This window comes from Rhizobium sp. BK060, from assembly GCF_014193145.1.
Lineage (GTDB): Bacteria > Pseudomonadota > Alphaproteobacteria > Rhizobiales > Rhizobiaceae > Rhizobium.
Genome location: NZ_JACHYW010000020.1, coordinates 49,438 through 72,696 on the forward strand (window position 1 = coordinate 49,438; position 23,259 = coordinate 72,696).

Annotated in this window: 24 protein-coding genes and 1 tRNA gene; 16 read left to right on the top strand and 9 right to left on the bottom strand. The window is 59.1% G+C overall.

The window, feature by feature from the left end:
- Positions 1 to 56: 56 nt before the first annotated feature.
- From FHT71_RS21255 to FHT71_RS21265, 3 genes are read left to right on the top strand one after another with little or no spacing between them, the layout of a single operon-like run.
- Positions 57 to 1,925, top strand: a complete 1,869-nt coding sequence (locus FHT71_RS21255) for a DEAD/DEAH box helicase (protein WP_183721803.1) — start codon at positions 57 to 59, stop codon at positions 1,923 to 1,925.
- A gap of 55 nt (positions 1,926 to 1,980) precedes the next feature.
- Positions 1,981 to 2,412, top strand: coding sequence for a GNAT family N-acetyltransferase (locus FHT71_RS21260; protein ID WP_132591132.1), 432 nt, complete (start codon positions 1,981 to 1,983; stop codon positions 2,410 to 2,412).
- Positions 2,413 to 2,431: 19 nt separating this feature from the next.
- Positions 2,432 to 3,133, top strand: coding sequence for a 50S ribosomal protein L11 methyltransferase (locus FHT71_RS21265; RefSeq protein WP_132591130.1), 702 nt, complete (start codon positions 2,432 to 2,434; stop codon positions 3,131 to 3,133).
- A 6-nt stretch (positions 3,134 to 3,139) separates the two neighbouring features.
- Here the strand turns inward: FHT71_RS21265 and FHT71_RS21270 are convergent, their stop codons facing one another.
- From FHT71_RS21270 to FHT71_RS21295, 6 genes are read right to left on the bottom strand one after another with little or no spacing between them, the layout of a single operon-like run.
- Complete coding sequence (locus FHT71_RS21270) at positions 3,140 to 3,556, bottom strand: ACT domain-containing protein (protein WP_007793719.1); 417 nt, start codon at positions 3,554 to 3,556, stop codon at positions 3,140 to 3,142.
- A 54-nt stretch (positions 3,557 to 3,610) separates the two neighbouring features.
- Entirely contained in the window at positions 3,611 to 4,834 is a 1,224-nt protein-coding gene (gene glp / locus FHT71_RS21275; protein WP_132591128.1) for a gephyrin-like molybdotransferase Glp, read from the bottom strand.
- On the bottom strand, positions 4,831 to 5,331 hold the full coding sequence (gene moaC, locus FHT71_RS21280; protein WP_132591126.1) for a cyclic pyranopterin monophosphate synthase MoaC: 501 nt from the start codon (positions 5,329 to 5,331) through the stop codon (positions 4,831 to 4,833). The genes glp and moaC overlap by 4 nt, the downstream gene beginning before the upstream one ends.
- Position 5,332: 1 nt before the next feature.
- On the bottom strand, positions 5,333 to 6,145 hold the full coding sequence (gene trpC, locus FHT71_RS21285) for an indole-3-glycerol phosphate synthase TrpC (RefSeq protein WP_183721805.1): 813 nt from the start codon (positions 6,143 to 6,145) through the stop codon (positions 5,333 to 5,335).
- 9 nt (positions 6,146 to 6,154) lie between these two features.
- The gene (trpD, locus tag FHT71_RS21290) at positions 6,155 to 7,171 is read right to left on the bottom strand and encodes an anthranilate phosphoribosyltransferase (RefSeq protein WP_007793708.1); all 1,017 of its coding nucleotides are present in this window, start codon (positions 7,169 to 7,171) and stop codon (positions 6,155 to 6,157) included.
- Between the two features lie 15 nt (positions 7,172 to 7,186).
- Complete coding sequence (locus FHT71_RS21295) at positions 7,187 to 9,079, bottom strand: peptidylprolyl isomerase (protein ID WP_132591122.1); 1,893 nt, start codon at positions 9,077 to 9,079, stop codon at positions 7,187 to 7,189.
- A gap of 216 nt (positions 9,080 to 9,295) precedes the next feature.
- Between FHT71_RS21295 and FHT71_RS21300 the strand changes: the two genes are divergently transcribed.
- Complete coding sequence (locus FHT71_RS21300) at positions 9,296 to 9,577, top strand: hypothetical protein (RefSeq protein ID WP_007793703.1); 282 nt, start codon at positions 9,296 to 9,298, stop codon at positions 9,575 to 9,577.
- Between the two features lie 70 nt (positions 9,578 to 9,647).
- On the opposite strand, the gene FHT71_RS21305 is transcribed toward FHT71_RS21300, so the two are convergent.
- The gene (locus FHT71_RS21305) at positions 9,648 to 9,899 is read right to left on the bottom strand and encodes a GlsB/YeaQ/YmgE family stress response membrane protein (protein WP_132591120.1); all 252 of its coding nucleotides are present in this window, start codon (positions 9,897 to 9,899) and stop codon (positions 9,648 to 9,650) included.
- Positions 9,900 to 10,724: 825 nt separating this feature from the next.
- Between FHT71_RS21305 and FHT71_RS21310 the strand changes: the two genes are divergently transcribed.
- Complete coding sequence (locus FHT71_RS21310; RefSeq protein WP_007793693.1) at positions 10,725 to 10,931, top strand: hypothetical protein; 207 nt, start codon at positions 10,725 to 10,727, stop codon at positions 10,929 to 10,931.
- A 318-nt stretch (positions 10,932 to 11,249) separates the two neighbouring features.
- Positions 11,250 to 11,441, top strand: a complete 192-nt coding sequence (locus FHT71_RS31865; RefSeq protein WP_081499066.1) for a hypothetical protein — start codon at positions 11,250 to 11,252, stop codon at positions 11,439 to 11,441.
- Positions 11,442 to 11,513: 72 nt separating this feature from the next.
- Here FHT71_RS31865 and FHT71_RS21315 read toward each other — a convergent pair.
- Positions 11,514 to 11,589: transfer RNA gene (locus tag FHT71_RS21315), tRNA-Lys, on the bottom strand.
- A 509-nt stretch (positions 11,590 to 12,098) separates the two neighbouring features.
- On the opposite strand from FHT71_RS21315, the gene FHT71_RS21320 reads away from it, so the two are divergent.
- From FHT71_RS21320 to FHT71_RS21340, 5 genes are all read left to right on the top strand, one after another.
- Positions 12,099 to 12,293, top strand: a complete 195-nt coding sequence (locus FHT71_RS21320) for a hypothetical protein (RefSeq protein ID WP_007793691.1) — start codon at positions 12,099 to 12,101, stop codon at positions 12,291 to 12,293.
- Between the two features lie 518 nt (positions 12,294 to 12,811).
- Positions 12,812 to 14,110, top strand: a complete 1,299-nt coding sequence (locus FHT71_RS21325) for an efflux RND transporter periplasmic adaptor subunit (RefSeq protein WP_132591118.1) — start codon at positions 12,812 to 12,814, stop codon at positions 14,108 to 14,110.
- Positions 14,111 to 14,121: 11 nt separating this feature from the next.
- Complete coding sequence (locus tag FHT71_RS21330; protein WP_007793684.1) at positions 14,122 to 14,838, top strand: ABC transporter ATP-binding protein; 717 nt, start codon at positions 14,122 to 14,124, stop codon at positions 14,836 to 14,838.
- A complete protein-coding gene (locus tag FHT71_RS21335) occupies positions 14,828 to 16,036 on the top strand; it encodes an ABC transporter permease (protein WP_132591116.1) in 1,209 nt (402 codons plus the stop codon). The genes FHT71_RS21330 and FHT71_RS21335 overlap by 11 nt, the downstream gene beginning before the upstream one ends.
- A 138-nt stretch (positions 16,037 to 16,174) precedes the next feature.
- Complete coding sequence (locus tag FHT71_RS21340) at positions 16,175 to 16,792, top strand: GntR family transcriptional regulator (protein ID WP_132591114.1); 618 nt, start codon at positions 16,175 to 16,177, stop codon at positions 16,790 to 16,792.
- A 44-nt stretch (positions 16,793 to 16,836) separates the two neighbouring features.
- On the opposite strand, the gene FHT71_RS21345 is transcribed toward FHT71_RS21340, so the two are convergent.
- Positions 16,837 to 17,649 (bottom strand): ferredoxin--NADP reductase, encoded by an 813-nt coding sequence (locus FHT71_RS21345; protein ID WP_132591112.1) that lies wholly within the window; start codon positions 17,647 to 17,649, stop codon positions 16,837 to 16,839.
- 246 nt (positions 17,650 to 17,895) lie between these two features.
- Here FHT71_RS21345 and pcsA point away from each other — a divergent pair, with 246 nt between their 5' ends.
- Genes pcsA through FHT71_RS21370 form a run of 5 tightly spaced genes read left to right on the top strand, consistent with a single transcriptional unit; the run spans position 17,896 to position 23,229 of the window.
- Positions 17,896 to 18,621, top strand: coding sequence for a phosphatidylcholine synthase (gene pcsA, locus FHT71_RS21350; RefSeq protein ID WP_132591110.1), 726 nt, complete (start codon positions 17,896 to 17,898; stop codon positions 18,619 to 18,621).
- A 9-nt stretch (positions 18,622 to 18,630) separates the two neighbouring features.
- A complete protein-coding gene (locus tag FHT71_RS21355) occupies positions 18,631 to 19,611 on the top strand; it encodes a quinone oxidoreductase (RefSeq protein WP_132591108.1) in 981 nt (326 codons plus the stop codon).
- Between the two features lie 42 nt (positions 19,612 to 19,653).
- Positions 19,654 to 21,228: an ABC transporter ATP-binding protein gene (locus FHT71_RS21360; protein WP_183721807.1), complete on the top strand. Its 1,575-nt coding sequence runs from the start codon at positions 19,654 to 19,656 to the stop codon at positions 21,226 to 21,228.
- The gene (locus tag FHT71_RS21365) at positions 21,218 to 22,312 is read left to right on the top strand and encodes an ABC transporter permease (protein WP_132591104.1); all 1,095 of its coding nucleotides are present in this window, start codon (positions 21,218 to 21,220) and stop codon (positions 22,310 to 22,312) included. The genes FHT71_RS21360 and FHT71_RS21365 overlap by 11 nt, the downstream gene beginning before the upstream one ends.
- Complete coding sequence (locus FHT71_RS21370) at positions 22,312 to 23,229, top strand: ABC transporter permease (protein ID WP_132591102.1); 918 nt, start codon at positions 22,312 to 22,314, stop codon at positions 23,227 to 23,229. Before FHT71_RS21365 ends, FHT71_RS21370 begins: the two co-directional genes overlap by 1 nt.
- Positions 23,230 to 23,259 lie beyond the last annotated feature (30 nt).

The following is a 23,259-nucleotide window of genomic DNA, read 5'->3' on the forward strand; positions in this document are numbered from 1 at the left end:
TGGCAACTGCCGGCCAAGGCGCAACGTGCGCGTGAGACTTCCGAAAGATAGACAACATGACAGATTTTAGCGGCGTCGTTCCGGCGATCGCCAAGGCGTTGGTGAAACGCGGCTATACCGAGCTGACGCCGGTTCAAAAGTCCATGCTCGACCCTGCGCTTGCCGCGTCGGACGCCCTCGTTTCGGCCCAGACCGGCTCCGGCAAGACCGTCGCCTTCGGCCTCGCGCTGGCGCCCACGCTACTGGAAAACGAGGACCGTTTTGGGCCTGCGGCCGAACCGCTGGCGCTCGTGATCGCGCCGACGCGAGAACTCGCGCTCCAAGTCAAGCGCGAGCTAGAATGGCTTTACGAAGCAACAGGTGCCCTGATCGTCAGCTGCGTCGGCGGCATGGACATCCGCAGCGAGCGCCGCGCGCTGGAGCGGGGTTCCCATATCGTCGTCGGCACACCCGGTCGCCTCTGCGATCACATCCGCCGGCGCGCGCTCGACATTTCTGCACTCAAGGCCGTCGTGCTTGATGAAGCCGACGAAATGCTCGACCTCGGCTTCCGCGAAGATCTCGAGTTCATTCTGGATTCCTCGCCGGATGACCGTCGGACCCTGATGTTCTCAGCAACTGTTCCGGCGGCCATTGCTAAGCTGGCGAAGAGCTACCAGAAGAACGCGGTGCGGATCGCGACGGCGACCGAAGAAAAGCAACATGGGGACATCGAGTATCGGGCTCTTGTCGTGTCGCCAAGCGACCGCGAGAACGCAATCATCAACGTTCTGCGGTACTACGAAGCAACCAATGCAATCGTGTTCTGTTCGACGCGAGCGGCGGTCAACCATCTCACCGCTCGCTTTCACAATCGCAACTTCCACGTCGTCGCCTTGTCTGGCGAGCTGACACAGAACGAACGCAGCCATGCACTGCAGGCGATGCGCGATGGACGTGCTCGCGTCTGTATCGCGACGGATGTCGCCGCCCGCGGTATCGACCTTCCCGGCCTCGACCTCGTCATTCACGCGGAACTGCCGACCAATCCCGAAACTCTGCTTCACCGCAGCGGTCGCACAGGTCGCGCCGGCCGCAAGGGCGTTAGTGCACTGATCGTGCCGCTGAACGTGCGCCGCAAGGCTGAACGCCTTCTTGGCAATGCCGGCATCTCGGCCGCATGGGCTCTTCCACCGTCAGCGGAAGAAGTCACGGCACGCGACGAAGCGCGTCTGCTTGCCGACCCCATCTTCGAGGAAGCGCCGAGCGAGGAAGTTCGGGACCTGGTCAAGCGGCTTCTCGATACGCATGGGGCCGAAAAGCTCGCCGCGGCCTTCGTCAATCTCTACCGCTCCAACCAGTCTGCACCGGAGGATCTGGTCGAGGTCTCGGTCCAGGACAGCCGCGGTGGCAAGCGCCGCGAGACCGCCGACGAGCCACGCGAACCGTATCAGAAGGGTCCGCGCGATGACTTCGGGGCGAGCGTCTGGTTTTCGATTTCGGTCGGCCGCAAGCAGAATGCAGAGCCACGCTGGCTGATCCCGATGCTTTGCCGAAACGGCAATCTGACGAAACGAGAGATCGGCGCGATCAAGATGCAGACCGACGAAACTTACGTCGAGATTTCAGCCGCCCGCGCCGACAGCTTCCTGCAGTCGATCGGTCAGAACAAGACGATGGAGCGCGGCATCCGCGTCACGCCCCTCGACGGCACACCCGATTTCAGCAAACCAACAGCCTTGAAACCCTATGCTGGTAAGAAGGCCTTTGGCGAGCGTCGTGAATTCAGCGACGACCGCCCGAAGGATAAGTTCCGCAAGGAAGCCCGCAGCGAGGGCGACGAGCGACGCGATTCAAAGCCCTGGGGCAAGAAGCCGGGCAAGCCGAAGTTCGAGGGCAAGGGCAGCGGTGGCCCGAAGCCCAAGTTCTCAAAAAAGAAGGGATAACCATCCCAACGGCGACGCAGTTTTTGCGTCGCCGCTAGAGACAGGGGAGAGGATAATGGCAAATACGATCGTCTTACCGGTTCCTGTTTTCAGCACCCTTTGCAACGAGGCGTTCAAGCTCCGACGTGCGGTCTTCATCGCCGAACAGAATGTACCTGCCGATGAAGAATTCGATGCGCTTGACCTCACGGCGCATCATGTCGTCGCTGTGGCGGGCGGCGAGGTTTGCGGGACACTCCGGATCATTCATGCGAAGGAGCATGTGAAAATCGGCCGCGTCGCAGTCAGCAAGGCATGGCGCGGACACGGTGTCGCGAGCGCGATGTTGACCTATGCGATGAACGAGCACCGATCCGTTCGTGAGAATCGATTTTATCTGACGGCACAAAGTGACAAAATAGCCCTCTACGAACGCTTCGGATTCGTCGCGTTCGGCAACGAGTTCCCGGATGGCGGGATGCCGCATCTGGCGATGAAGAATTATTGATTGGGCGAGTGGGAAGGGAATGAGGGGACTGCACCGTCGTGAGCGTAGCCCAAATCGCGGCGCTCTCTCCCTAGTGGATGTTCACACCTTTATCGTCGAAAACCTGCAACTGAAGCCGGCACCCGGCTTGCCTGAGATACAGCTTTATACAGCTCATCCCGGCAGCGGGCTCTCGCGTCTCAGATCCAGCGACGAGGAGGATTCACCGCCTTATTGGGCCTATAACTGGGCCGGCGGAACCCTACTTGCTCGGCATATCCTGGAGCATCGAGACATCGTTCGCAATCGTCGCATCCTCGATCTCGGCGCAGGTTCGGGCATAGTCGGGATCGCGGCTCGAAAATGCGGAGCATCCCGGGTGATTGCAGCGGAGATCGACACGAACGCGATCGCGGTAATCGCTCTCAACGCCGAAGCGAACGGCGTGACAGTTGAAGTAACGAGCGCTGATGTTCTCGCAGGCCACCCGCCCGACGTCGATATTATTCTTGCGGGGGATGTCTTCTACAGTGCCCAGCTTGCGCAGAGAGTTTTGCAGTTCCTTACGGCCAGTCGCAAGGCGGGCATCGAGGTGCTCATAGGGGATCCGGGCAGACGGTCACTGCCGCGCGCAGCGTTGGAGCTTATCGCGGAATATGCCGTCCCCGATTTTGGCGACTCTTCGACCGGACAGGCTGCCATTGGCGGCGTATTCACGCTGCCGCATCCGGCTGATCGATGAGGACGCTCAGTTAGACGACGCTTTCTGTAGCTTCAGCAAGGCGTCCAGTGCCAAGTCCGCCATGGCAGCTGGAACGAAGACGTGATCGTGATGGTAGGCTGCTACCATGTTGCACGGCATTGAATGGGCTGCCAATTCGGAGGCAACCGCGGCCGTCAAGCCCACACCTTCCAGCGACGAAAAGACTTCCAGAACGATACGCCGCATCGGCACATCGCAATTGAAACCGAGTTCCGCTGCCCGGCTCTTCGAGAGGATCAGGGAGATTCCTTCACGCTCACGAAACCAGGCCAGCGCATCGGGAGCCGCAAGCCTGGCGACATCCTGGTCTGAGGTCACGCAGAATACGAACTCACCCTCCATGAGGGTGGGCGTCATGCCGGACAGCATCGCATGCGTGTCCCGAACGGTCTCATTCGTCATCGCAATCCTGCCTTCAGTTCACCAGTCATACCCGGCACCACAAATAAAACGGCCTCAGTCGAGAAGGTCTGGCCTTAACAATATCACCGGGCAGGGACTTCCTGCGGGCAGTTCCGGTGCATGCGGCGGTCGGATAATTAAGCAGTCGGCCTGGGCGAATATCTTCATCATCGACGAGTCTTGCTTGCTGAACGGCTTCGCCGTCAGTGCGCCTGATGACGATCGCGACAGCGTGGCTCGCACATAGTCCTGTCGCTGGTCATTGGCACGGAGCGTTGCTGTCGTCTCCACCTTTGCCTCGCGCTTGACCGGCGGAAGTGAGGCAAGTTTGCGAATCAACGGCTCCAGGAACAGCAGCCCGCAGACCAGACTCGATACCGGGTTGCCGGGCAAACCAATAACATGCGTCTCGTCGAACCTGCCCACCATTAACGGTTTGCCCGGGCGCATGGCGATCCGCCAGAAATCGAGTTTCATCCCCGCGGCGAGCAGCGCCGCCTGCACCAGATCGTGGTCGCCCACCGACGCCCCGCCAAGCGTCACGATGACATCGACCTCAGCCTGCCGGGCGCGCTCGACCGCAGCCGAAATCGCGCGCTTGTCGTCGGGTACAATCCCGAGATCGAGAACATCGGCGCCAGCCTTGCGCGCCAGCGCAGCTATACCGAAGGTGCTTGACGCAATGATCTGAGCGGGAGCCGGCGAGCTTCCGGGTGGCAGTAATTCGTCACCGGTGGCGAGCAACGCGACTACCGGCTTGCGCCAGACCTCGAGTACCGCATGGTTCATTCCAGCCGCTACGGTTAGGCGCGAGAAGTCCAGCGCAGTCCCCGCCTTGAGTACAGCTTCGCCTTCAAGAAAGTCCTGCCCCCGCGGCCGGATGTGCTGGCCAATACGAACAGTGAATGTCGTGCGGATGCCGCCGTCGATCTTCTCCGCATCCTCCTGGAGCAACACGCTGTCCGCGCCTGAAGGAACCGGGGCGCCGGTGAATATCCGCACCGTCTCGCCTTTGCCGATGGCACCGTCGAACCCACGACCGGCGGACGACGTGCCGATGAGCTTCAACTCGGCGCCGGGCTCTGGAGCATCCTCGCGGCGTAGCGCATATCCATCCATTGCGGAAGCATTGAACGGCGGTTGCGTCAGTTTGGCTGCAACGTCAGCTGCCAGCACGCGGCCCTCGGCCTCCTGCAAGGAAACGATTTCGCTCGTCTGAACCGGCTTGGCGCGCGACAGCAACTGATCTTGCGCCTCGGCAACGGGGAGCATGCTCATTTGCCGTACTCCGGACGACGAAAGTCTCCGGACTTGCCGCCCGATTTTTCGAGCAGCCTGATGCCGCCGATTTCCATGGCTTTATCGGCAGCCTTGGCCATATCGTATATCGTCAGGCAGGCAACGGAAACGGCCGTCAACGCTTCCATTTCGACGCCGGTCTTGCCCGTCAGCTTCGCCGTTGCACTGACGCGCAGGCCGGGTAGGTCGGTATCCTCCGTGATGTCGACCGAAACCTTCGTAAGCATTAGGGGGTGGCAGAGCGGGATCAGATTGCTCGTCTGCTTGGCCGCCATGATGCCGGCAAGGCGCGCCGCGCCGATCACATCACCCTTTTTCGCATTGCCCGTGCGAATGAGATCGAGCGTCGCAGCCGCCATTCGCACGTGGCCTTCGGCGGTCGCAACCCTTGTTGTCTCGACCTTATCGCTGACATCGACCATATGCGCCTCGCCGGAGGCATCAATGTGGGTCAGTCCGGTTTGGCCACCGCTCATCTCACTCGGCCGCCAGCACGGCTTCGCCGAAGAGCAGCGCACGCGTCGCGGCCGTTACGTCCTCCTTGCGCATGAGGCTCTCACCAACCAGGAAGGTGTTAATGCCAACCGCTTGGAGACGGTTGCAATCAGCATTCGTGAAGATGCCGCTTTCGCCCACCAGCAGGCGATCCTCTGGAACCATTGGGGCGAGTTGCTCGCTGACCTCAAGGCTGACTTCGAATGTTCGGAGATTGCGATTGTTGATGCCAACGAGCGAGGAGGAGAGTTTCAGTGCACGCTCCATTTCCACGGCATCATGGACTTCCACCAGTACATCCATGCCAAGGTCGAAGGCCTCATCCTCGAGGCGCATTGCATCGTCATCCGAAAGTGAGGCCATGATCAGCAGGATGCAATCGGCACCCCAGGCACGCGCTTCCTGCACCTGGTAGGTGTCGAACATGAAATCCTTGCGCAGTGCCGGTAGCGAACACGCCGCACGCGCCGCCATCAGGAATTCCGGCGCACCCTGAAAGCTCGGCGTATCCGTCAATACCGAAAGGCAGGCCGCACCTCCAAGTTCATAAGCCTTGGCCAGCGACGGCGGATCGAAATCGGGCCTGATCAGCCCCTTGGAAGGACTGGCCTTCTTGATCTCAGCGATCAGGCCGTACTGACCAGCCTCTCGCTTCGCCACCAGCGAACGGTGAAAGCCGCGCGGCGCCGATTGATCCGCCTGCATCGCCTTCAGATCGGCCAGCGACACTTTCGCCTTTGCGGCGGCGATCTCTTCGCGCTTGTAGAGTTCGATCTTCTTCAGGATGTCGGTCATGGCTCTATCCTAGTCGATGTCGTTCGACACGGCGATGAGTTTATCGAGGGCCGCGGCCGTTGCACCGCTGTCCAGAGACTGCGCAGCAAGACGCATACCATCCTGGAGCATCTCAGCTTTGCCCGATATGACCAGCGAAGCCGCCGCGTTGGCAAGCGCGATATCGCGGTAAGCGTTCTTTGCGCCGCTCAGGACGTCGCGCAGAGCGGCCGCATTCACGACACCATCTCCGCCCTTGATGGCCTCCAACCGGCAAGGCTCGACGCCGAAATCTGCGGGAGACAATTCGAACGTGCGGATCTTGCCCCCCTCGAGTGCTGCGACACTCGTCTTTCCTGTTGTGGTGATTTCGTCGAGGCCGTTGCCATGGACGACCCACACGCTTTCGGAGCCCAGATCGCGCATGACCTCGGCAATTGGCACAACCCACTGCGGCGCGTAGACGCCAAGCAATTGGCGGCGAACACCGGCCGGATTGGAGAGGGGGCCTAGCAAATTGAAGATCGTGCGCGTGCCGAGTTCGACGCGTGTCGGACCGACGTGACGCATCGCCGAGTGATGCTGCTGGGCGAACATGAAGCCCACACCAGCCTCACGAATGCAGCGCGAGATCACCTCGGGGGTTACATCCAGCCTGACGCCGAGAGCGGCGAGGCTATCTGCGGCGCCAGATTTCGAGCTCAGAGCGCGGTTGCCATGCTTGGCCACAGGGACACCGGCACCGGCGACGATAAGGGCGGCCAGCGTCGAGATATTGTAGGTGCCGCTTGCGTCGCCACCGGTTCCGACGATGTCGATTGCGTCGGCCGGCGCGTCGACGGTGAGCATCTTGGCGCGCATCGTCGTCACGGCGCCGACAATCTCGTCGACTGTTTCACCGCGGACGCGCAATGCCATCAGGAAGCCACCGATCTGCGAAGGGGTCGCCTGCCCGGACATCAGAATGTCGAAGGCCTCGCGAGCCTCCTCGCGTGTCAGCGGCTCGCGGCTCGCAGCCTTCGCCAAAAGCGGCTTCAGATCGGTCATGCGCTTGTGTTCCCCTTAGCGGACTGCCGCCTGATCGGCGAGAGACTGATTGATCGATGCGCCGTACTGCGTTTGCAGCAGGTTGACCATCTGATCGAGAATGTCGTCGCCGGCCGCGTTTGCCGTTGCTGTGATCTGCTGGTCCTGATTGTTGAGCACGTCACCCGTCGGTTCCGTGTTCACTTCAGTGACCTTGAGAAGGATTTGCGTCGTCGGGTCGCCGCCGACGGCATTGGCAATCGTGTCGATCGGACCCGAGAATGCGGCGTTGACACCAGCCCGGCCGAGCACGGCGTCGTCGGTGCCGCGGGTAATGCCACTCTTGCTTTCGACCGTGATACCAAGAGGTGCGGCGATATCGGCGAGCGGCGTTCCCTTCTGTGCCTGCTGCTTCAGTTCCTCAGCCTTTTTGGCGAGCTCGAGCTTCTGCTGTTCGGCGGTCCAGTCGGCGACTGCCTTGTCATGCACCTCGTTGAGCGGCCGATCGCGCTCCGGCGTCACGTCGCGAACGTCGAACCAGAGATAGCCGTCGGTACCGATCGAAAGGGAAGGAGCGTCCGCCCCGGCGTCGGTCCGGAAGGCCGCGCCAAGAACCTGCTGCTTGGACGGAATATCCTTGACCTCGTTGCCATCCTTGTCGAGGCCCGTGGCGTCGACGGCATCGATCACGACTGCCTTAAGCTTAAGCTGCTCTGCAATTTGTTCCAGCGTCGAGCCGGAGCCGCGCAGATCCTCGATCTGATCGTGTACGTTGATGAGCTCCTGGGAAGCGTTGGAAACAGCCAATTGCTTGCGGATCTCTTCCTTGACCTCGTCAAGGCTCTTGATGCTCTCACGCTTGATGTTGCTGACACGGAGCACAACCGGGCCGAAGGTACCATCGACAACAGGCGTTGTTCCGCCGTCCTTCGAAACAGCAAAGGCCGCATCCGCGATGGCTTGATCCGGAACCTTGTCCTTGGAGAACTCGCCCAGGAATACGTCGGTTGCCGTCTTGCCCTGATCAGTCACCAGCTGATCGAATGTCGTGCCGGTTTTCAGTGCTGCCACCGCGGCATTGGCAAGATCCTTGCTCTGGAAAGTGAGCTGCTCGATCGTGCGCGTCTCCAGCGTGCGGAAACTATCCTTGCGCTTTTCAAAGTCTTCGCGAATCTGGTCATCCGTAACAGAGGCGGCATCGGCGATATCTTCCGGCTGAAGCTTGAGGAAGGCAACCTTCCGGTATTCCGGTGCGCGGTAGCGCGTCTTGGCGCCTTCGAACCATTTGGCGAGCACATCCTCGGCGGGCGCCTTGATCGGTTCGATATTGGCATTTGTCAGCAACAGGTAATCGATGCCGCGGCTTTCCTGGCGATAGAGCTTGAGGGCATCGACGAGCGTCTTCGGCGCCGCGAAGCCGTTCGAGACAGCGTCGACGATCTGGCTGCGAACGGCAACCTTGCTGCGCTCCTTAATGTAGTCGTCTTCGCGGATGCCGGCATTGCGCAGTCGCGATGCAAAGAGGGTGCGGTCGAACTGACCGTTAACGGCCTTGAAGGCCGGATCATCGCCGATCAGCTGCGCAAGGCGATCCTGCGACAGACCGAGGTTCATGTCTTCCGCCAACTGATCCAGCGACGCGCCGGCAACCAGCTGCGCCAGTACCTGCTGTTCAACGCCGAAGGCGCGGGCCTGATCGGCCGTCAGCCGCATCCCGAACTGTTGGCTGAGATTTGCGACCTGCCGCTGGTAGGCCAGGCGAAATTCGTTGACGTCCACATGCTGATCTCCGACGCTGACAACGGTCGTGCTGTTGCCGCCTGATACCAGCTGGCGGGATATACCCCAGATGCCGAAAGAGGCGACTAGAAGCAGCATGAGGAGCTTGGCAACCCAGGTGTGAGCAGCTCTTCTCAGAAGATCGAACATCGAAACGCAAACCTCGCATCATAATCGCCCGTTCGCGGGCAAAGCATTCGACGTTCCTTAGAACAAAGCCGGCAGGAAATGAAGGGTTATCGCGCGAAAACATCTGCACTATATCTGCAATCATACAAGCGCATCGAGCACAGCAAAAGCCACCGGATATCGGAACCTTTCCCGGGCTAATTCGTTGAACAGCATCCGGAAAAAGAGGAGCAGACAATGGCCGATATGAAAACCGCCTCCGCCCAGTCCGCAACCGCGCGTGTGAAGGCGGAGATCGCGGCAGACGATCTTTCCGCACAGGTCGCAGCATTGCGCGAAGACCTTGCACGCCTGTCCGAAAGCGTTGTGGCGCTTGGACACGGCGCCAAGACCGCCGTCGCCGATGAGGCCTCGGTCATGACGGAACGGTTGCGCGACAAGGTAAGGGAGGAACCTATCTTCGCGCTCGCCGTGACCGCCGGTGTCGCCTATCTTTTCGGATTGATGAGCCGTCGATAAGATCGATCGGCATTTTGACCAGGCGAGAGCCGGGCGTGCTGACGCCCGGCTTTTGACTTTGCATGATTGCCTAACGACGAATGACCCGGCCAACGGCAATGAGCAGGCAAGCGCCGACAAAGCCGGCAATCAGATAGCCGAGCCAGCCAGCCAGCGCGAATCCGAGCCCCGAGAGTATGGCATTGGCGACGATCGCGCCCACAATGCCCAAAAGGATATTCATCAACAGCCCCATGTTGCTGTTCATGAACTTTTCCGCGAGCCACCCGGCAATGCCGCCGATAATGATAGCGGCTACCCAACCTACGCCTGCGTCTTCCATATGTTTTTCCTCCAGAGAAAACGAAGTCAGCGCCAGCGAGGGAATTGAGGGGTCTCTGACAGCGAGTCTCCGCATACGAACAATAAGCCGCCGGTAGCCTGAGATAGGCCTGGAGCACGAATGATGTTGCAAGCCTTGCGCCCGCGTTGAGACTCAATTCTCCCACACGAAAAAGATAGGCGATCCGTTTGGGTGTGCAACGCAAATGTTCGCTCGAAGATAGGCGCTACGGGAGACCATCTGACGCGACCCGTCGTCAAGTTCAGTTCAAACCTCGTCGACTCAAGGAGATTCGACGATGATAGTGCACCCTCGATCGACCTGAGCACAACCCCTGGACGTCGCATTCAAGAAACACTCGACGCTGTCGAGCATCCCTAGGGATCGAGATGCATATTCTCGGAAGGGCATCTCGAGACGCCTCAAGCGCGCATTTCACGAGAGAAACATCGTGCAATTGCATTTCGCGCGAGACCGTAGAATAAAAACCGTATCAGGAGGGCGTTACGCTAGGCGACCGTTCCAAAACGCATACCAATCTTTGTACACTCGGCCATATCAGCCACGTAATAACAATACCAATATACGATCAGTTCGCGTCGGGCCAAGCCACGCTGGATCTCGCCGTTTCCTGCACCCCCGTAAATCAACCACGCTCTGTTCATCGATTTAACGGCTGATTATGCCGTGAATCGTTTTGCCGACCCGCTTGTGTAAACGAAAAAGCTCATTCTCAACGAAATCACGGCCCTTCCTTAAGCATTTGCTTGCTCAACCTGCAATCTATGTCATGGTAACTTCCTTCACATGAGAGGGGTTCCAGCTATGATCAATCTACAGTCAGTGCGTAATGATACTACCCATGACCAACGTCTGCTCGATTGCCGTGCCGATGTTGAACCAGCACTCCATCAGATCATCCGCGATGCGCAGCAAAAAGGGTGGGCGCCTGCGGAGGTTGCAATGGCCATCGCGGATGCGGCGGACGACTATATTCTGTTGCTGGCCAGCCGGAAGGCGACGTCGCATTGATAAGTGTCACATTGGAAATTTGGGGCAAGGACACGAAACGATCTGTGGACAGGTGACGACAGGCGAGACCAGCATCTGCCCGCAGACAACACGGCCATACTGCAACGAGACGGCGCCAATTTTAATTTCGTGGAGCGCTGATGTTCGAACAGAAAACACTCTGACTGAAATCAGCTGAGGACTGCTTCATCGCGCTTCACTTCTTTAAGGACCGACCTCGGCGTCGCTGGCCGAGCGCGGTGACCTGGTGGTAGCCACACGATCAAGCGTGTCATATATCCTCACGCGGGCCTATGTGGCGCGGAAGGAGAAGCTCAAATGAACAGATTTCTCGCATCTGCAGCAGCCGGAGCACTGGTCAGCCTTTCCGCGATCATTTCAGCCTGCACCACAAGCTCCGATCAGACCTCGTCAATCGGATTTTCATCGTCCTATCAATACGATCGCTCTGTAAATCCAGCCTGTTCGGGTGGGTTCAGACCGAGCAACGGCCGCTCCTGCAGCTACTAGCTACGCAAGCCGAGCAAGTAAAATGGCACGATGCGTTTTTCACCGCAAAATCTATGCTCGGTCGTTGAATTGTGGTGAGAGCGTCGGGGTTCGAACCCGAGACCTACTGATTAAAAGTCAGTTGCTCTACCAGCTGAGCTACGCTCTCCCTGATGCCGAACGGTTCGCCCGGCTGGAAGTGCGCGGAACATATGCAGGTGCCCCATTGCGGTCAACCAAAAAATCATCGTTCCCTGTGCATTAGGCACATTTCTTGCCAACGGGCCTGAAAAGGCAGCTACCTGCCTATGCGGGGCTTCGTTTCCACCGGTTTTGCCTGATTGCGCGAGCCCGGCGTTTGCAATGTCCAAAGACCATAAAAGAAAAGCGCCCGAAGGCGCTTTGTCAAAGTTGGGGGAAACGAGATCGTGAACCGGACGGGCGAAAGCTCGACTGCCGTTTCGTTGGCCACCCGGGGAAAGCGGAAAAATCCGGGCATCCTTTCGCACCGCCGCGTCCGCTTGGCGCAGCTCACAATCTCGCCTTATAAATGCACGAAGCGTCAGAAGGTTCCCCCAAAAAAAATTAAATGAATCAATCCCTTCTGAGGGCCATTCAATATCTTCACAAAGTCACTCGACGCTCTAGCTAGCCCCTTGTACAGCCAAGGAGAATGCAATGACCAGCGTGACCACATCTGCACCGCCGGCGACCCGAAAAGTGTTGCGCGGGCGACCTTACAGCCTCGGTGAGTTTACCAGGAAATATCGTCTCGACGAAACCGAAGCGAAGCGGCTCTATGAGAAGTTCGGGCCATCTGCCACAGAACTCGATCTGCTCATGGCCGCCAAGCGTCGTCTGCCGGCTCACTGATGATTTTGTCAACGCGCATCCGGAGTGGGGCAGCCTCTACTGCACGGCGCACTAGCAGTTGGAGGCGGGCTGCCACTGCAGGGACTGCCGCAAGTCGAGTGGATCCGTTTTTCGTCGTCTTTGCAGTTTTGGCCGAGATGATCCTTCGAGCAATCCACCTATGCGGGTCGCAGCTTCTGTCCGCGATGTGGCGGATGCCTTCTCAGTCTTAGCGATGAGCTCGCAACGATCCGAATTGGTTCACTGAAGAATCCTCCGATCGATCTCCAGTCGTTTCAATGTTTTGGATCAAAGACGGCGAAAATCTGGCTGCGCCCGATAGAGGGAGGCACCGGGCAACACGAAGCAATGCCCTTGAGGCCAATTGATCCTACGGAAAACTGAACTTTCATTACCAAGATTTCATTTCATTCCACTGCCATTTCGTGCCAATCCGGGGGCTGATGCTAATCTGTCGTTCAGCTTCGACGTGCTCATTTTGCTGACGGCTGCATTGCCGCACGTTGATCGAGGCCGGAATGAACGACGTCAAGGATATGCACGAAACCAAGCCGACAAAGGCGAGCGCCGATCTGGCGGCCGTCCTTGCGGCCTCACGCAAACAGTCCAAGGGCAGTTGGCGTGGTCGCCTATTGGTATTGCTTCTGCTGATTCTTGCCGCCGGCGGCGTAACCTACTTGTATTCGCGGCAAGAGGGCAACCAATACAGCTACGCCACTCAGCCTGTTAAGCGCGGCGACCTAACCGTGCTGGTCACCGCTACGGGATCCGTGCAGCCGACGGAGCAAGTGGATATATCAAGCGAGCTGTCCGGAACGGTTCGCGACGTAAACGTCGACTACAACAGCGAGGTCAAGGCCGGCGAGGTTCTTGCCGCGCTCGATACGAACAAGCTTGAAGCCGACGTCAAGAGTTCGCGTGCGAAGCTTGATTCGGCCAAAGCCAACGTTGTGAAGGCCACAGCTGACCTCGAGTCGGCGCAGAGCTCGTTCCAGCGCTTCCGCAATCTCGTTCAAAGCAACGTGTCGACACAACAGAGCCTTGAGGACGCGCGCTACAAGTTCGATTCTGCGGTTGCTGCCAAGGACATTAATGTCGCTGCTGTGCTCTCCGCCGAGGCTGATTTGCGGCTTGCCGAGGTCAACCTCGCCAAAGCGAAGATCGTCTCGCCGATCAACGGCGTAGTTCTGACGCGTTCGGTCGATCCGGGCGCGACAGTGGCGGCGTCGCTGTCGGCGCCCGTGCTTTTCGTGATCGCCGGCGATCTGAGGAAGATGGAGTTGCAGGTCGATGTCGACGAGGCCGATGTCGGTCAGATTGCCGTCGGCCAGAAGGCGACGTTCACGGTCGATGCCTATCCCAACCGGACCTTTCCGGCCGAGATCAAGCAAATCCGATTTGCATCAGAGACAACGAACAATGTCGTGACCTACAAAGCGATCCTGTCGGTCGACAATGCCGACCTATTGCTGCGGCCGGGCATGACTGCCACGGCGGACGTCACCGTCGAAGCGGTCAAGAATACTGTGATGATACCCAATTCGGCGCTTCGCTATGCGCCGCCGGCTGTAGAATCTTCCCGGAATCGCGGCATCTTCGGATTGCTCAGGCCACCCCGGATGGGACCGCGGACCGGCAACCAGGGCGGCGAAGCCCTAACTGGAACAAAGCGGCGCGTTTGGGTTCTGAAATCAAACAAGCCGGCAGCCGTGATCATCCAAGTGGGGTCCTCCGACGGACAATTCACTCAGATCGTTTCTGGAGACCTGAAGGAAAACGACGCCGTGATTACCGACGCCACCGCGCAGGCGAAATAGCGAGGGTCACGATGACGAGCCCGCCACTTATCGAATTCAAGCAAGTCTCGAAGATCTACGGTCAGGGGGAGGCGGCAATTCGCGCCCTCGATCGGGTTGATCTGGCGATCCGCGAGCATGAATTCGTCGCCATCATGGGACCCTCCGGTTCGGGCAAGTCGACGGCCATGAACATTCTTGGCTGTCTCGATGTGCCGAGCGCCGGTGATTACATTTTCCAAGGCGTGTCGACACAGGGCTTCGACCGCAGCCAACTGACGTTGCTGCGCCGCCATATGCTCGGCTTCGTATTCCAGGGGTTCAACCTGCTGCCGCGCACGTCGGCTTTGGAAAATGTCGAACTGCCGCTGATCTACCGCGGCATGCATGCAAGCCAGCGTCACCGCACGGCCAAGGAGGCGCTCGGGCTTGTGGGTCTTTCCGGGCGCGAACATCACAAGACGCAGGAACTGTCCGGCGGCCAGCAGCAACGCGTCGCCATTGCCCGGGCGATTGTGACGGAACCTTCGCTGCTTCTGGCGGATGAACCGACCGGTAATCTCGATACCAAGACCAGCATTGAGATCATGGACTTGATGACGCGATTGAATCGCGAACAGGGCATTACGATCGTCATGGTCACGCACGAGCCGGACATTGCGGCCTACGCCCAGCGGCTGCTTCGCTTTATCGACGGCAAGCTCGAGACGGAAGTCGAGCATCGTGGGAGGGCGGATCATGTTTTTTGAGACGCTGAAACTCGCGCTGCGCGCAATCAGTCGCAACATACTCCGGTCGTTCCTTACCGTGCTCGGTGTCGTCATTGGCGTGGCGGCCGTCATCGCGCTGGTGACGATCGGCAACGGCACGACCGCCCAGGTCTCGGCCGAGCTTTCAAGGCTCGGCACCAACATGCTGTTTGCACGTCCGGGTCAATTCGGTCCCGGTCGCGCAAGTTCTGAGGCCCGTCGCTTCACCGTCCAGGATGTCGATGCCATCCGCGATCAGGTCAATGGCCTGCGCGCCACAGCACCGCTCAACCAGACGACCGCGACGGTCATTTACGGCGGGCAGAGCCGTTCGACGACCGTGATGGGAACGACCAACGACTATTTCATCGCCCAGGACTGGGGCATGGCGATCGGCCGCACCTTCGATGCGGCAGAAGAGCGTGGGCGCCCGCGCTGCATCCTCGGCGAGACCGTGCGCTTGCAGCTCTTCGGCGCAGCCGACCCCACGGGGCAGCAGATTCGCGTCGGCAAGGTTTCGTGCAGCGTCATTGGCGTCCTTGCCAAGCGCGGCCAATCCGGCATGGGCAACGACCAGGACGATGTCGTCGTCATGCCCGTCAAGGTCTATCAACGCCGGATCGGTGGCAAAGCGAACGCCAATGTCCAGATGATTGTGATCTCGGCGCGCGACGGCGTCTCGACGACGAAAGTTCAGGACGAGACGGAAAACCTGCTTCGCGAGCGTCGGAGAATCATCCCTGGTCGCGAAGATGACTTCAGCGTCAATGACATGACGCAGATTGCGGACGCAATGACCGGCACCACGACGCTGTTGACCAGCCTACTCGGCGCGGTCGCCGCGATCAGCCTGCTCGTCGGCGGCATTGGGATCATGAACATCATGCTGGTGTCCGTGACGGAGCGCACCCGAGAGATCGGTATACGGCTGGCGATCGGCGCGCTGGAAAACCAGGTGCTGCTGCAGTTCCTTGTCGAGGCTGTGGCATTGTCGGTATTCGGTGGCGTCGCGGGGATCCTGCTAGGGATCGGCCTCGGCTATGGGGCAGTAACCGTCCTCAACGTGCCTTTCGTGGTCAACCCCACTATGATCGCCGTGGCGTTCGTGTTCTCCGCCGCGATCGGGATGGTCTTCGGGTATTTCCCGGCACGCCGTGCCGCACAGCTTAACCCGATCGAGGCGCTGAGGCACGAGTAGGCGCCGTCCGGTTTCTTCCATTTTGCAACATGATCCGCGCTCGGCGCCAGCTTGCCGTTCGCGCGAACGCTGATATATCATGAGCTTTTACAGTCGCCTTCGCGACACCTGACATTTTCCGAAGCCACGGATACGCGAATGCAGAACTCACTCAGCCACCTTGCCTATCTCACCCTAGAGCATGCGATCGTGACGCTGACGTTGCAACCAGGCGCTTTAGTCACCGAGAAGCACTTGATCGACCTTGCCGGGCACGGTCGAACACCCGTGCGCGAGGCGATTCAGAAGCTGGCGTGGCAGGGGTTGATCGTGGTGAAGCCGCGCGTCGGATTGCAGGTGGCCGAGATCAAGCCGACGGACCATGAGAATGTCATGCAGGTCCGCCGCGAGCTCGAGCCGATTGCGGCCGCACTGGCCGCCGACTTCGCCACCTCAGAGCAGCGCAAGGAGCTGGCCGAATGTGCGCAAGCGATGGAAGTATGCGCGGCAACCGGCGACTTGGCGGCATTCTTCGCCGCAGACAAGGCCTTTGACGAAATCCTGGAAGAAGCCTGCCCCAACGCCTTCATAACGTCAGCCCTTGCACCGGTTCAGACGCATTCGCGTCGGCTCTGGTCCGCGTCCAAGAGTCCCGACCGAATGGATCAGTCCATCTCGTTGCACGTCACAGTCATACGGGCCATTCAGCAGGGGAGGTCCAAGGATGCCGGCCAAGCTATGAGCGCGCTGATCAACTATCTTAGCAGCCATAACTGAAAACGGCCCTGTTAAGGGCCGTAGATCAGTGTATCTAGCGGGATTTAACCGACGAACGCACGTTCGATGACGAACTCCGCCGGCTTGCTGTTTGCGCCCTCATTGAGGCCGGCCTTTTCCAGCAGATCCTTCGTGTCCTTCAGCATCGCAGACGAACCGCAGATCATGCCACGATCGATTGATGGATCGAGCGGCGGAACGCCGAGATCGGTGAAGAGCTTGCCTGACGAGATCAGATCCGTAATGCGGCCGCGATACTCGAAGTCCTCGCGGGTGACCGTCGCATAGTGGCGCAGCTTGTCACCGACGACTTCCTGCAGGAGTTCGTCATTTTTGATTTCTTCGACCAGATCGAAACCATATTTCAGTTCGGCCACGTCGCGGGTCGTGTGGGTGAGGATGACCTCCTCGTACTTCTCATAGGTTTCCGGATCGCGGATCAGGCTCGCGAAGGGCGCAATGCCGGTGCCGGTCGAAAACATATAAAGACGACGGCCGGGCGTGAGCGCGTCGAGCACCAGCGTGCCTGTCGGCTTCTTGCGCATCAGGACCTGGTCGCCCGGCGTGATCGCCTGTAGATGCGAGGTCAGCGGGCCGTCCGGCACCTTGATCGAGAAGAATTCGAGTTCTTCAGCCCAGGCGGGGCTTGCGATCGAATAGGCGCGGAAAATCGGCTTGCCGTCAACCATAAGGCCGATCATCGCGAATTCGCCAGACCGGAAACGGAAACCCTGCGGCCGCGTCATCGTGAACCGGAACAAGCGATCCGTATAATGCGTCACGCTGAGCACGGTTTCGGCATAGACTCCGGCCGGAATCGGGGAGGCGAAGTCTTCGGTCTTTGCAGGGGCGTTCATTTCGGTATCGGATCCCGTATTCGTCGCACAATGTTTTCGATGCCAGCGAGATATTACAAATAGTGTCGTGATTAAAGGTATTCCATTCTTTCTCTGGCGACTTGCACGAAATATGCGTGTCGCGGTCAGGATTCCGGGGCCTTCCCACGCTTCATCGCTTTTGCGCTGGCGAAGCGAAGCAAAGGATGCATATTAGGCAAAAACCGCGTCTGCCGCGCGCGGACGCCATAGGCTGCTCGGGGAAACATGAAGATTTTCAATTACAAGCGCGTACCTTACGCGGAAATGCGCGCATTCTCCGTCCATATTCTGACGGCATCCGGGTCCTTTCTCGCATTTCTGGGCGTCGTCGCGGCCGCCGAGCGTCGGTTCATCGATATGTTCTGGTGGCTGGGCCTCGCACTTCTCGTTGACGGCATCGATGGGCCGATCGCCCGCAAGGTCAGTGTCAAAGAAGTGCTGCCAAACTGGTCGGGCGATACACTCGACAATATCATCGACTATGTAACCTACGTTTTACTACCGGCGTTCGCGCTCTACCAGAGTGGCATGATCGGTGAGCCATGGTCCTTCGTGGCAGCTGGCATGATCGTTGTATCCAGCGCAATCTACTACGCCGATACCGGCATGAAGACTGAGGAGTACTTCTTCTCCGGATTCCCGGTGGTCTGGAACATGATCGTCTTTACGTTGTTCGTCATCGATGCCAGTGCAATCACAGCACTCGCCGTCGTCCTCGTCTCGGTCATCCTCACCTTCCTGCCGATCAATTTTCTCCATCCAGTCCGCGTACAACGCCTCAGGCCGCTCAACCTCGGTGTCTTCTTCTTATGGTCGGCGCTCGGAATGTATGCGCTGCTGATGCATTTTGTGATCCCGCAATGGGCGCTTGCCCTCTTTATCCTTAGCGGTATCTACCTCTACTGCATCGGCGCCGTGCTGCAGTTCTTCCCGGCGCTTGGACGCGAATAGGAGAAGGCAATGGCGAAAACGCAGGCGGTTTCATTCAGCAAGACCGGCGGACCTGAAGTTCTCGAATACATCGATATCGAGCTGCCACCGCCCCGCGCAGGAGAAGTCCAGATCAAACACGCCGCCATCGGCCTGAACTTCATCGACGTTTACTTCCGAACTGGGCTCTATAACGCGCCGCATATGCCTTTCGTGACTGGCAAGGAGGCGGCTGGTACGGTTACAACTGTCGGCCAAGATGTGAAGGAGTTCAAGGTTGGCGATCGTGTCGCCTATGCCGGTTCGGATGGCGCCTACAGCGTCGAGCGAAACATCGAAACGAAGCACCTCGTCAAGGTTCCGGACGGAATCCCCCTAGAAACTGCAGCCTCGATGATGCTGAAGGGGATGACCGCGCAATATCTGCTTAACCGGACGTACAAGGTTGGACCGGGTACTGCGGTCTTATTCCACGCGGCAGCCGGCGGCGTCGGCCTCATTGCCGGCCAATGGGCTAAGGCGCTCGGCGCGACGGTGATCGGCACGGTGGGGTCGGACAGCAAAGTGCGTTTGGCGCTCGAGCATGGCTACGATCACGTCATCAATTACAACACCGAGAATTTCGCAGAACGTGTACGCGAGATTACCAACGGCGCTGGCGTCCACGTCGTCTATGACTCGATCGGCCGCGACACGTTTCCGCAATCGCTGGATTGCCTGAGACGGCTCGGCATGTTCGTCTCATTCGGCCAATCCTCGGGGCCGATCGAGAACTTCACGCTCGCCATGCTCGCACAGAAGGGATCGCTCTTTGCAACGCGCCCCACGCTTTTCACCTACATCGCTACACGCGAAGAGCTAACCAATTGTGCAAACGCGTTATTTGATGTTGTTTTGAGCAACAAAGTGCGTATCAATATCAACCAAACCTATCCATTGCGTGAAGTCGGGCGGGCTCACATGGATTTGGAATCCAGGAAAACTACCGGAACTACGCTGCTGATCCCATAATGACCCGAACGGGCAGGGTCGGCAGAGGGAAATGAGGGGAACGTGTCGTTATCTGATGTGCCGGGTTCCGGTGCGTTATTGTCGGTTCAGCAACTGACGAAACTCTTCGGCAGCTTTGCTGCCTGTAACCACATCGACCTCGATATCGCCCCTGGCGAAATCCATGCTCTCCTTGGTGAAAACGGCGCCGGCAAATCGACGCTCGTCAAGATGCTGTTCGGCGTGCTCGAGCCGACCGAGGGCAATATCCTGTGGGAAGGCCAGCCGGTTTCGATCGGTTCGCCGGGCGACGCCCGCAAGCTTGGCATCGGCATGGTCTTTCAGCATTTCTCGCTCTTCGAGGCGCTGACCGTCGCTGAAAACATCGCGCTTTCGCTCGACGACAGCATTCCAATCGGCAGGATTGCGCAAGAGGCAAGGGCGCTCTCGCGCGCCTATGGCTTGCCGCTCGATCCCTATGCCCACGTTGCCGATCTCTCCGTCGGCGAACGCCAGCGCATCGAGATCGTCCGCGCGTTGCTGCAAAACCCCAAACTCATTATCCTTGATGAGCCAACCTCGGTGCTGACGCCGCAGGAGGCTGACAAGCTTTTCGAAACGCTCTTCAAGCTGAAGGCCGAAGGTAAATCGGTCCTCTACATCAGCCATCGGCTGGAAGAAGTTCAGCGCATCTGCGACCGCGCGACCGTCTTGCGCAACGGCAGAGTCACGGGTGCCTGCGACCCACGTCAGGAGACGCCAGCTTCTCTCGCCCGCATGATGGTTGGCAGCGACGTCGCGTCCGTTACGCATCCTGACCGCGGCAACAAGGGCGATGTCCAGCTTGCGGTAACCAATCTTTCCGTTGCCGCACGCACCCCCTTCGCGATGCCACTGAGGGAGGTGTCTCTGGCGGTCCGCTCCGGCGAAATCCTGGCGATCGCGGGCGTTGCCGGAAACGGGCAAGGTGAACTCTTCGATGCGCTTTCGGGAGAATATCCAGTGAGTTCGCCGGATGCGATCATGATCCGCAAGAAAGCCGTCGGTACCCAGGGCATCACGGCTCGCCGCCTGCTTGGCGCCGGTTTCGTGCCGGAAGAACGCCATGGCCACGCGGCCGTCTCGGCCATGAAGCTCTCTGACAATCTTGTGCTGGCACGCAGCCAATCCGACCGCAAAGCCTTTCTTGGCGGCGCTTTTCTTAAGGTAATCCGCCGCGGCGCCGTCAAGACCGCGACAAAACGGATCGCCGAGGCGATGGATGTGCGTAAAAGCGGCGAGGACCCGGCGGCAGGCTCGCTTTCCGGCGGAAACCTGCAGAAGTTTATCGTTGGCCGCGAACTCGACCGCCAGCCGACGGTTCTCGTTGTCAACCAGCCGACCTGGGGCGTCGATGCCGGAGCAGCGAGCCGCATTCGTCAGGCTCTTGTCGACCTGGCGCGCAACGGTTCCGCAGTCGTCGTCATCAGTCAAGATCTTGACGAAATATTCGAAGTCGCAACGGAGATTGCCGTGATTTCTGAGGGGCGACTTTCTCAGCCCTTCCCGGCGGGAGAACTGTCCCGGGAGAAGATTGGCCTTTTGATGGGCGGCCTGCATGAAAGCAAGACCGCATCGGAGACGGCCAATGCGCATTGAACTCGAAAAGCGACCGCAGGCCTCGAAGCTCTACGGCTTCGTCTCGCCTCTGCTGGCACTTGGTCTGACATTGATCGCTGGCGTGATCATGTTCGCGCTGCTTGGCAAGAATCCGATCGAGGCGCTCGACGCTTTCTTTATCGAGCCACTAATGGAGGTCTGGTCACTGCATGAACTGGCCGTCAAGGCGGGACCGTTGATCTTGATCGCCGTCGGCCTCTCCGTCTGTTATCGGTCGAACAACTGGAACATCGGCGCCGAGGGCCAGTTCACGATGGGCGCAATCGCAGGATCGATCTTGCCGATCGTCTTTTACGATTGGCATTCGCCGGTGGTCCTGCCACTGATGCTCATCATTGGAGCGATCGGCGGGGCGCTGTTCGCCGCCATTCCGGCACTGCTCAAGGCACACTTCAACACCAACGAAATCCTCACATCCCTGATGCTGGTCTACATCGCCCAGCTGTTTCTCGATTGGCTGGTTCGCGGCGCCTGGCGAGACCCGCAGGGCATGAATTTCCCGGTATCACGCGACTTTGCGCCTGAGGCAGTCCTTCCCGCCATATGGGAAGAGTCGGGGCGCGCTCACTGGGCGTTCGCCTTTGCGATCATCGCAGCGGTTCTTGTCTGGTTCATGATGAAATACACGCTGCGGGGCTTCGAGATCGTGGTGCTCGGGCAGGCCGAAAGGGCCGGGCGCTTTGCGGGCTTCTCGTCGCGCAAGATGATCTGGTTCAGCTTCCTCTTCTCGGGCGCACTCACCGGCCTCGCAGGTATCTCGGAAGTATCGGGTTCGATCGGGCATTTGCAGCCGGCGATCTCGCCGGGATACGGTTTTACTGCGATCATCGTCGCCTTCCTGGGGCGGCTCAATCCACTGGGCATCATTGCTTCGGGCCTTGTGCTTGCCCTGACCTACCTCGGTGGCGAGGCCGCACAACTGTCGCTCGGCGTGTCGGACAAAGTAACGCGCATGTTCCAGGGGTTGCTGCTGTTCTTCGTGCTCTCTTGCGACACTTTGATCTACTACAAGATCAGGATCGTCTGGTCGCGCGTGCATTCGGCCATCGGAAAGAGTGCCTAATGATTTTCGAAGCTATCCTTCTGACGGTGATGACGGCGGCGACACCTTTGGTCATCGCTGCACTCGGCGAACTCGTGACAGAGCGCGCCGGCGTCCTGAACCTCGGCGTCGAAGGAATGATGATCATGGGCGCCGTCGGCGCCTTTGCGGCAGCACAGGCGACCGGCTCGCCCTATATCGGCCTGCTAGCCGGAATTGCGGTTGGCGCGCTCTTTTCGCTTCTCTTCGGTTTCCTAACCCTGACGCTCGTGACCAATCAGGTGGCGACAGGTCTTGCGCTGACGATCCTAGGGCTTGGCGCTTCCGGCATGCTGGGCGAAAGCTATGTTGGCGTGCCAGGCATCAAAGTGCCGCAGATTTACATTCCCTATCTTTCCGACATTCCCTTTCTTGGCGCGGTGCTCTTCCGCCAGGATCTTGTGTTCTACCTTTCGATCGTGCTGGTGATCGCCATCAACTGGTTCCTCTTCAAGAGCCGCGCCGGGCTCAAGCTGCGCGCGATTGGCGACAATCACGGCTCGGCGCATGCGCTCGGCATCGGCGTCATTCGAACGCGCTATCTGGCGGTTATGTTCGGCGGCGCCTGCGCGGGACTCGCTGGAGCACAGCTTTCGCTCGTCTATACACCGCAATGGGTAGAGAACATGTCCGCCGGCCGCGGCTGGATCGCTCTGGCGCTTGTCGTCTTTGCTTCATGGCGGCCATGGCGGGTTCTTGCCGGCGGTTATCTCTTTGGGGCAGTCACGATCGGCCAGTTGCACGCGCAGGCCTTCGGCATCGGCATTCCCTCACAGCTTCTTTCGATGCTGCCCTACGCAGCGACTATTGTCGTCCTCATCATCATTTCTCATAATCGGCGCACGACGTTGATCAACACGCCGGCATCGCTTGGCAAGGCGTTTGTGCCTGACCGGTGACGAACAAGAACAACAAGTTTCAAAGCTTCC

Coding starts and splice junctions, on each gene's coding strand:
- FHT71_RS21255 (WP_183721803.1), top strand. CDS start 57: ATGACAGATTTTAGCGGCGTCGTTCCGGCGATCGCCAAGGCGTTGGTG.
- FHT71_RS21260 (WP_132591132.1), top strand. CDS start 1,981: ATGGCAAATACGATCGTCTTACCGGTTCCTGTTTTCAGCACCCTTTGC.
- FHT71_RS21265 (WP_132591130.1), top strand. CDS start 2,432: ATGAGGGGACTGCACCGTCGTGAGCGTAGCCCAAATCGCGGCGCTCTC.
- FHT71_RS21270 (WP_007793719.1), bottom strand. CDS start 3,556: ATGACGAATGAGACCGTTCGGGACACGCATGCGATGCTGTCCGGCATG.
- glp (WP_132591128.1), bottom strand. CDS start 4,834: ATGAGCATGCTCCCCGTTGCCGAGGCGCAAGATCAGTTGCTGTCGCGC.
- moaC (WP_132591126.1), bottom strand. CDS start 5,331: ATGAGCGGTGGCCAAACCGGACTGACCCACATTGATGCCTCCGGCGAG.
- trpC (WP_183721805.1), bottom strand. CDS start 6,145: ATGACCGACATCCTGAAGAAGATCGAACTCTACAAGCGCGAAGAGATC.
- trpD (WP_007793708.1), bottom strand. CDS start 7,171: ATGACCGATCTGAAGCCGCTTTTGGCGAAGGCTGCGAGCCGCGAGCCG.
- FHT71_RS21295 (WP_132591122.1), bottom strand. CDS start 9,079: ATGTTCGATCTTCTGAGAAGAGCTGCTCACACCTGGGTTGCCAAGCTC.
- FHT71_RS21300 (WP_007793703.1), top strand. CDS start 9,296: ATGGCCGATATGAAAACCGCCTCCGCCCAGTCCGCAACCGCGCGTGTG.
- FHT71_RS21305 (WP_132591120.1), bottom strand. CDS start 9,899: ATGGAAGACGCAGGCGTAGGTTGGGTAGCCGCTATCATTATCGGCGGC.
- FHT71_RS21310 (WP_007793693.1), top strand. CDS start 10,725: ATGATCAATCTACAGTCAGTGCGTAATGATACTACCCATGACCAACGT.
- FHT71_RS31865 (WP_081499066.1), top strand. CDS start 11,250: ATGAACAGATTTCTCGCATCTGCAGCAGCCGGAGCACTGGTCAGCCTT.
- FHT71_RS21320 (WP_007793691.1), top strand. CDS start 12,099: ATGACCAGCGTGACCACATCTGCACCGCCGGCGACCCGAAAAGTGTTG.
- FHT71_RS21325 (WP_132591118.1), top strand. CDS start 12,812: ATGAACGACGTCAAGGATATGCACGAAACCAAGCCGACAAAGGCGAGC.
- FHT71_RS21330 (WP_007793684.1), top strand. CDS start 14,122: ATGACGAGCCCGCCACTTATCGAATTCAAGCAAGTCTCGAAGATCTAC.
- FHT71_RS21335 (WP_132591116.1), top strand. CDS start 14,828: ATGTTTTTTGAGACGCTGAAACTCGCGCTGCGCGCAATCAGTCGCAAC.
- FHT71_RS21340 (WP_132591114.1), top strand. CDS start 16,175: ATGCAGAACTCACTCAGCCACCTTGCCTATCTCACCCTAGAGCATGCG.
- FHT71_RS21345 (WP_132591112.1), bottom strand. CDS start 17,649: ATGAACGCCCCTGCAAAGACCGAAGACTTCGCCTCCCCGATTCCGGCC.
- pcsA (WP_132591110.1), top strand. CDS start 17,896: ATGAAGATTTTCAATTACAAGCGCGTACCTTACGCGGAAATGCGCGCA.
- FHT71_RS21355 (WP_132591108.1), top strand. CDS start 18,631: ATGGCGAAAACGCAGGCGGTTTCATTCAGCAAGACCGGCGGACCTGAA.
- FHT71_RS21365 (WP_132591104.1), top strand. CDS start 21,218: ATGCGCATTGAACTCGAAAAGCGACCGCAGGCCTCGAAGCTCTACGGC.
- FHT71_RS21370 (WP_132591102.1), top strand. CDS start 22,312: ATGATTTTCGAAGCTATCCTTCTGACGGTGATGACGGCGGCGACACCT.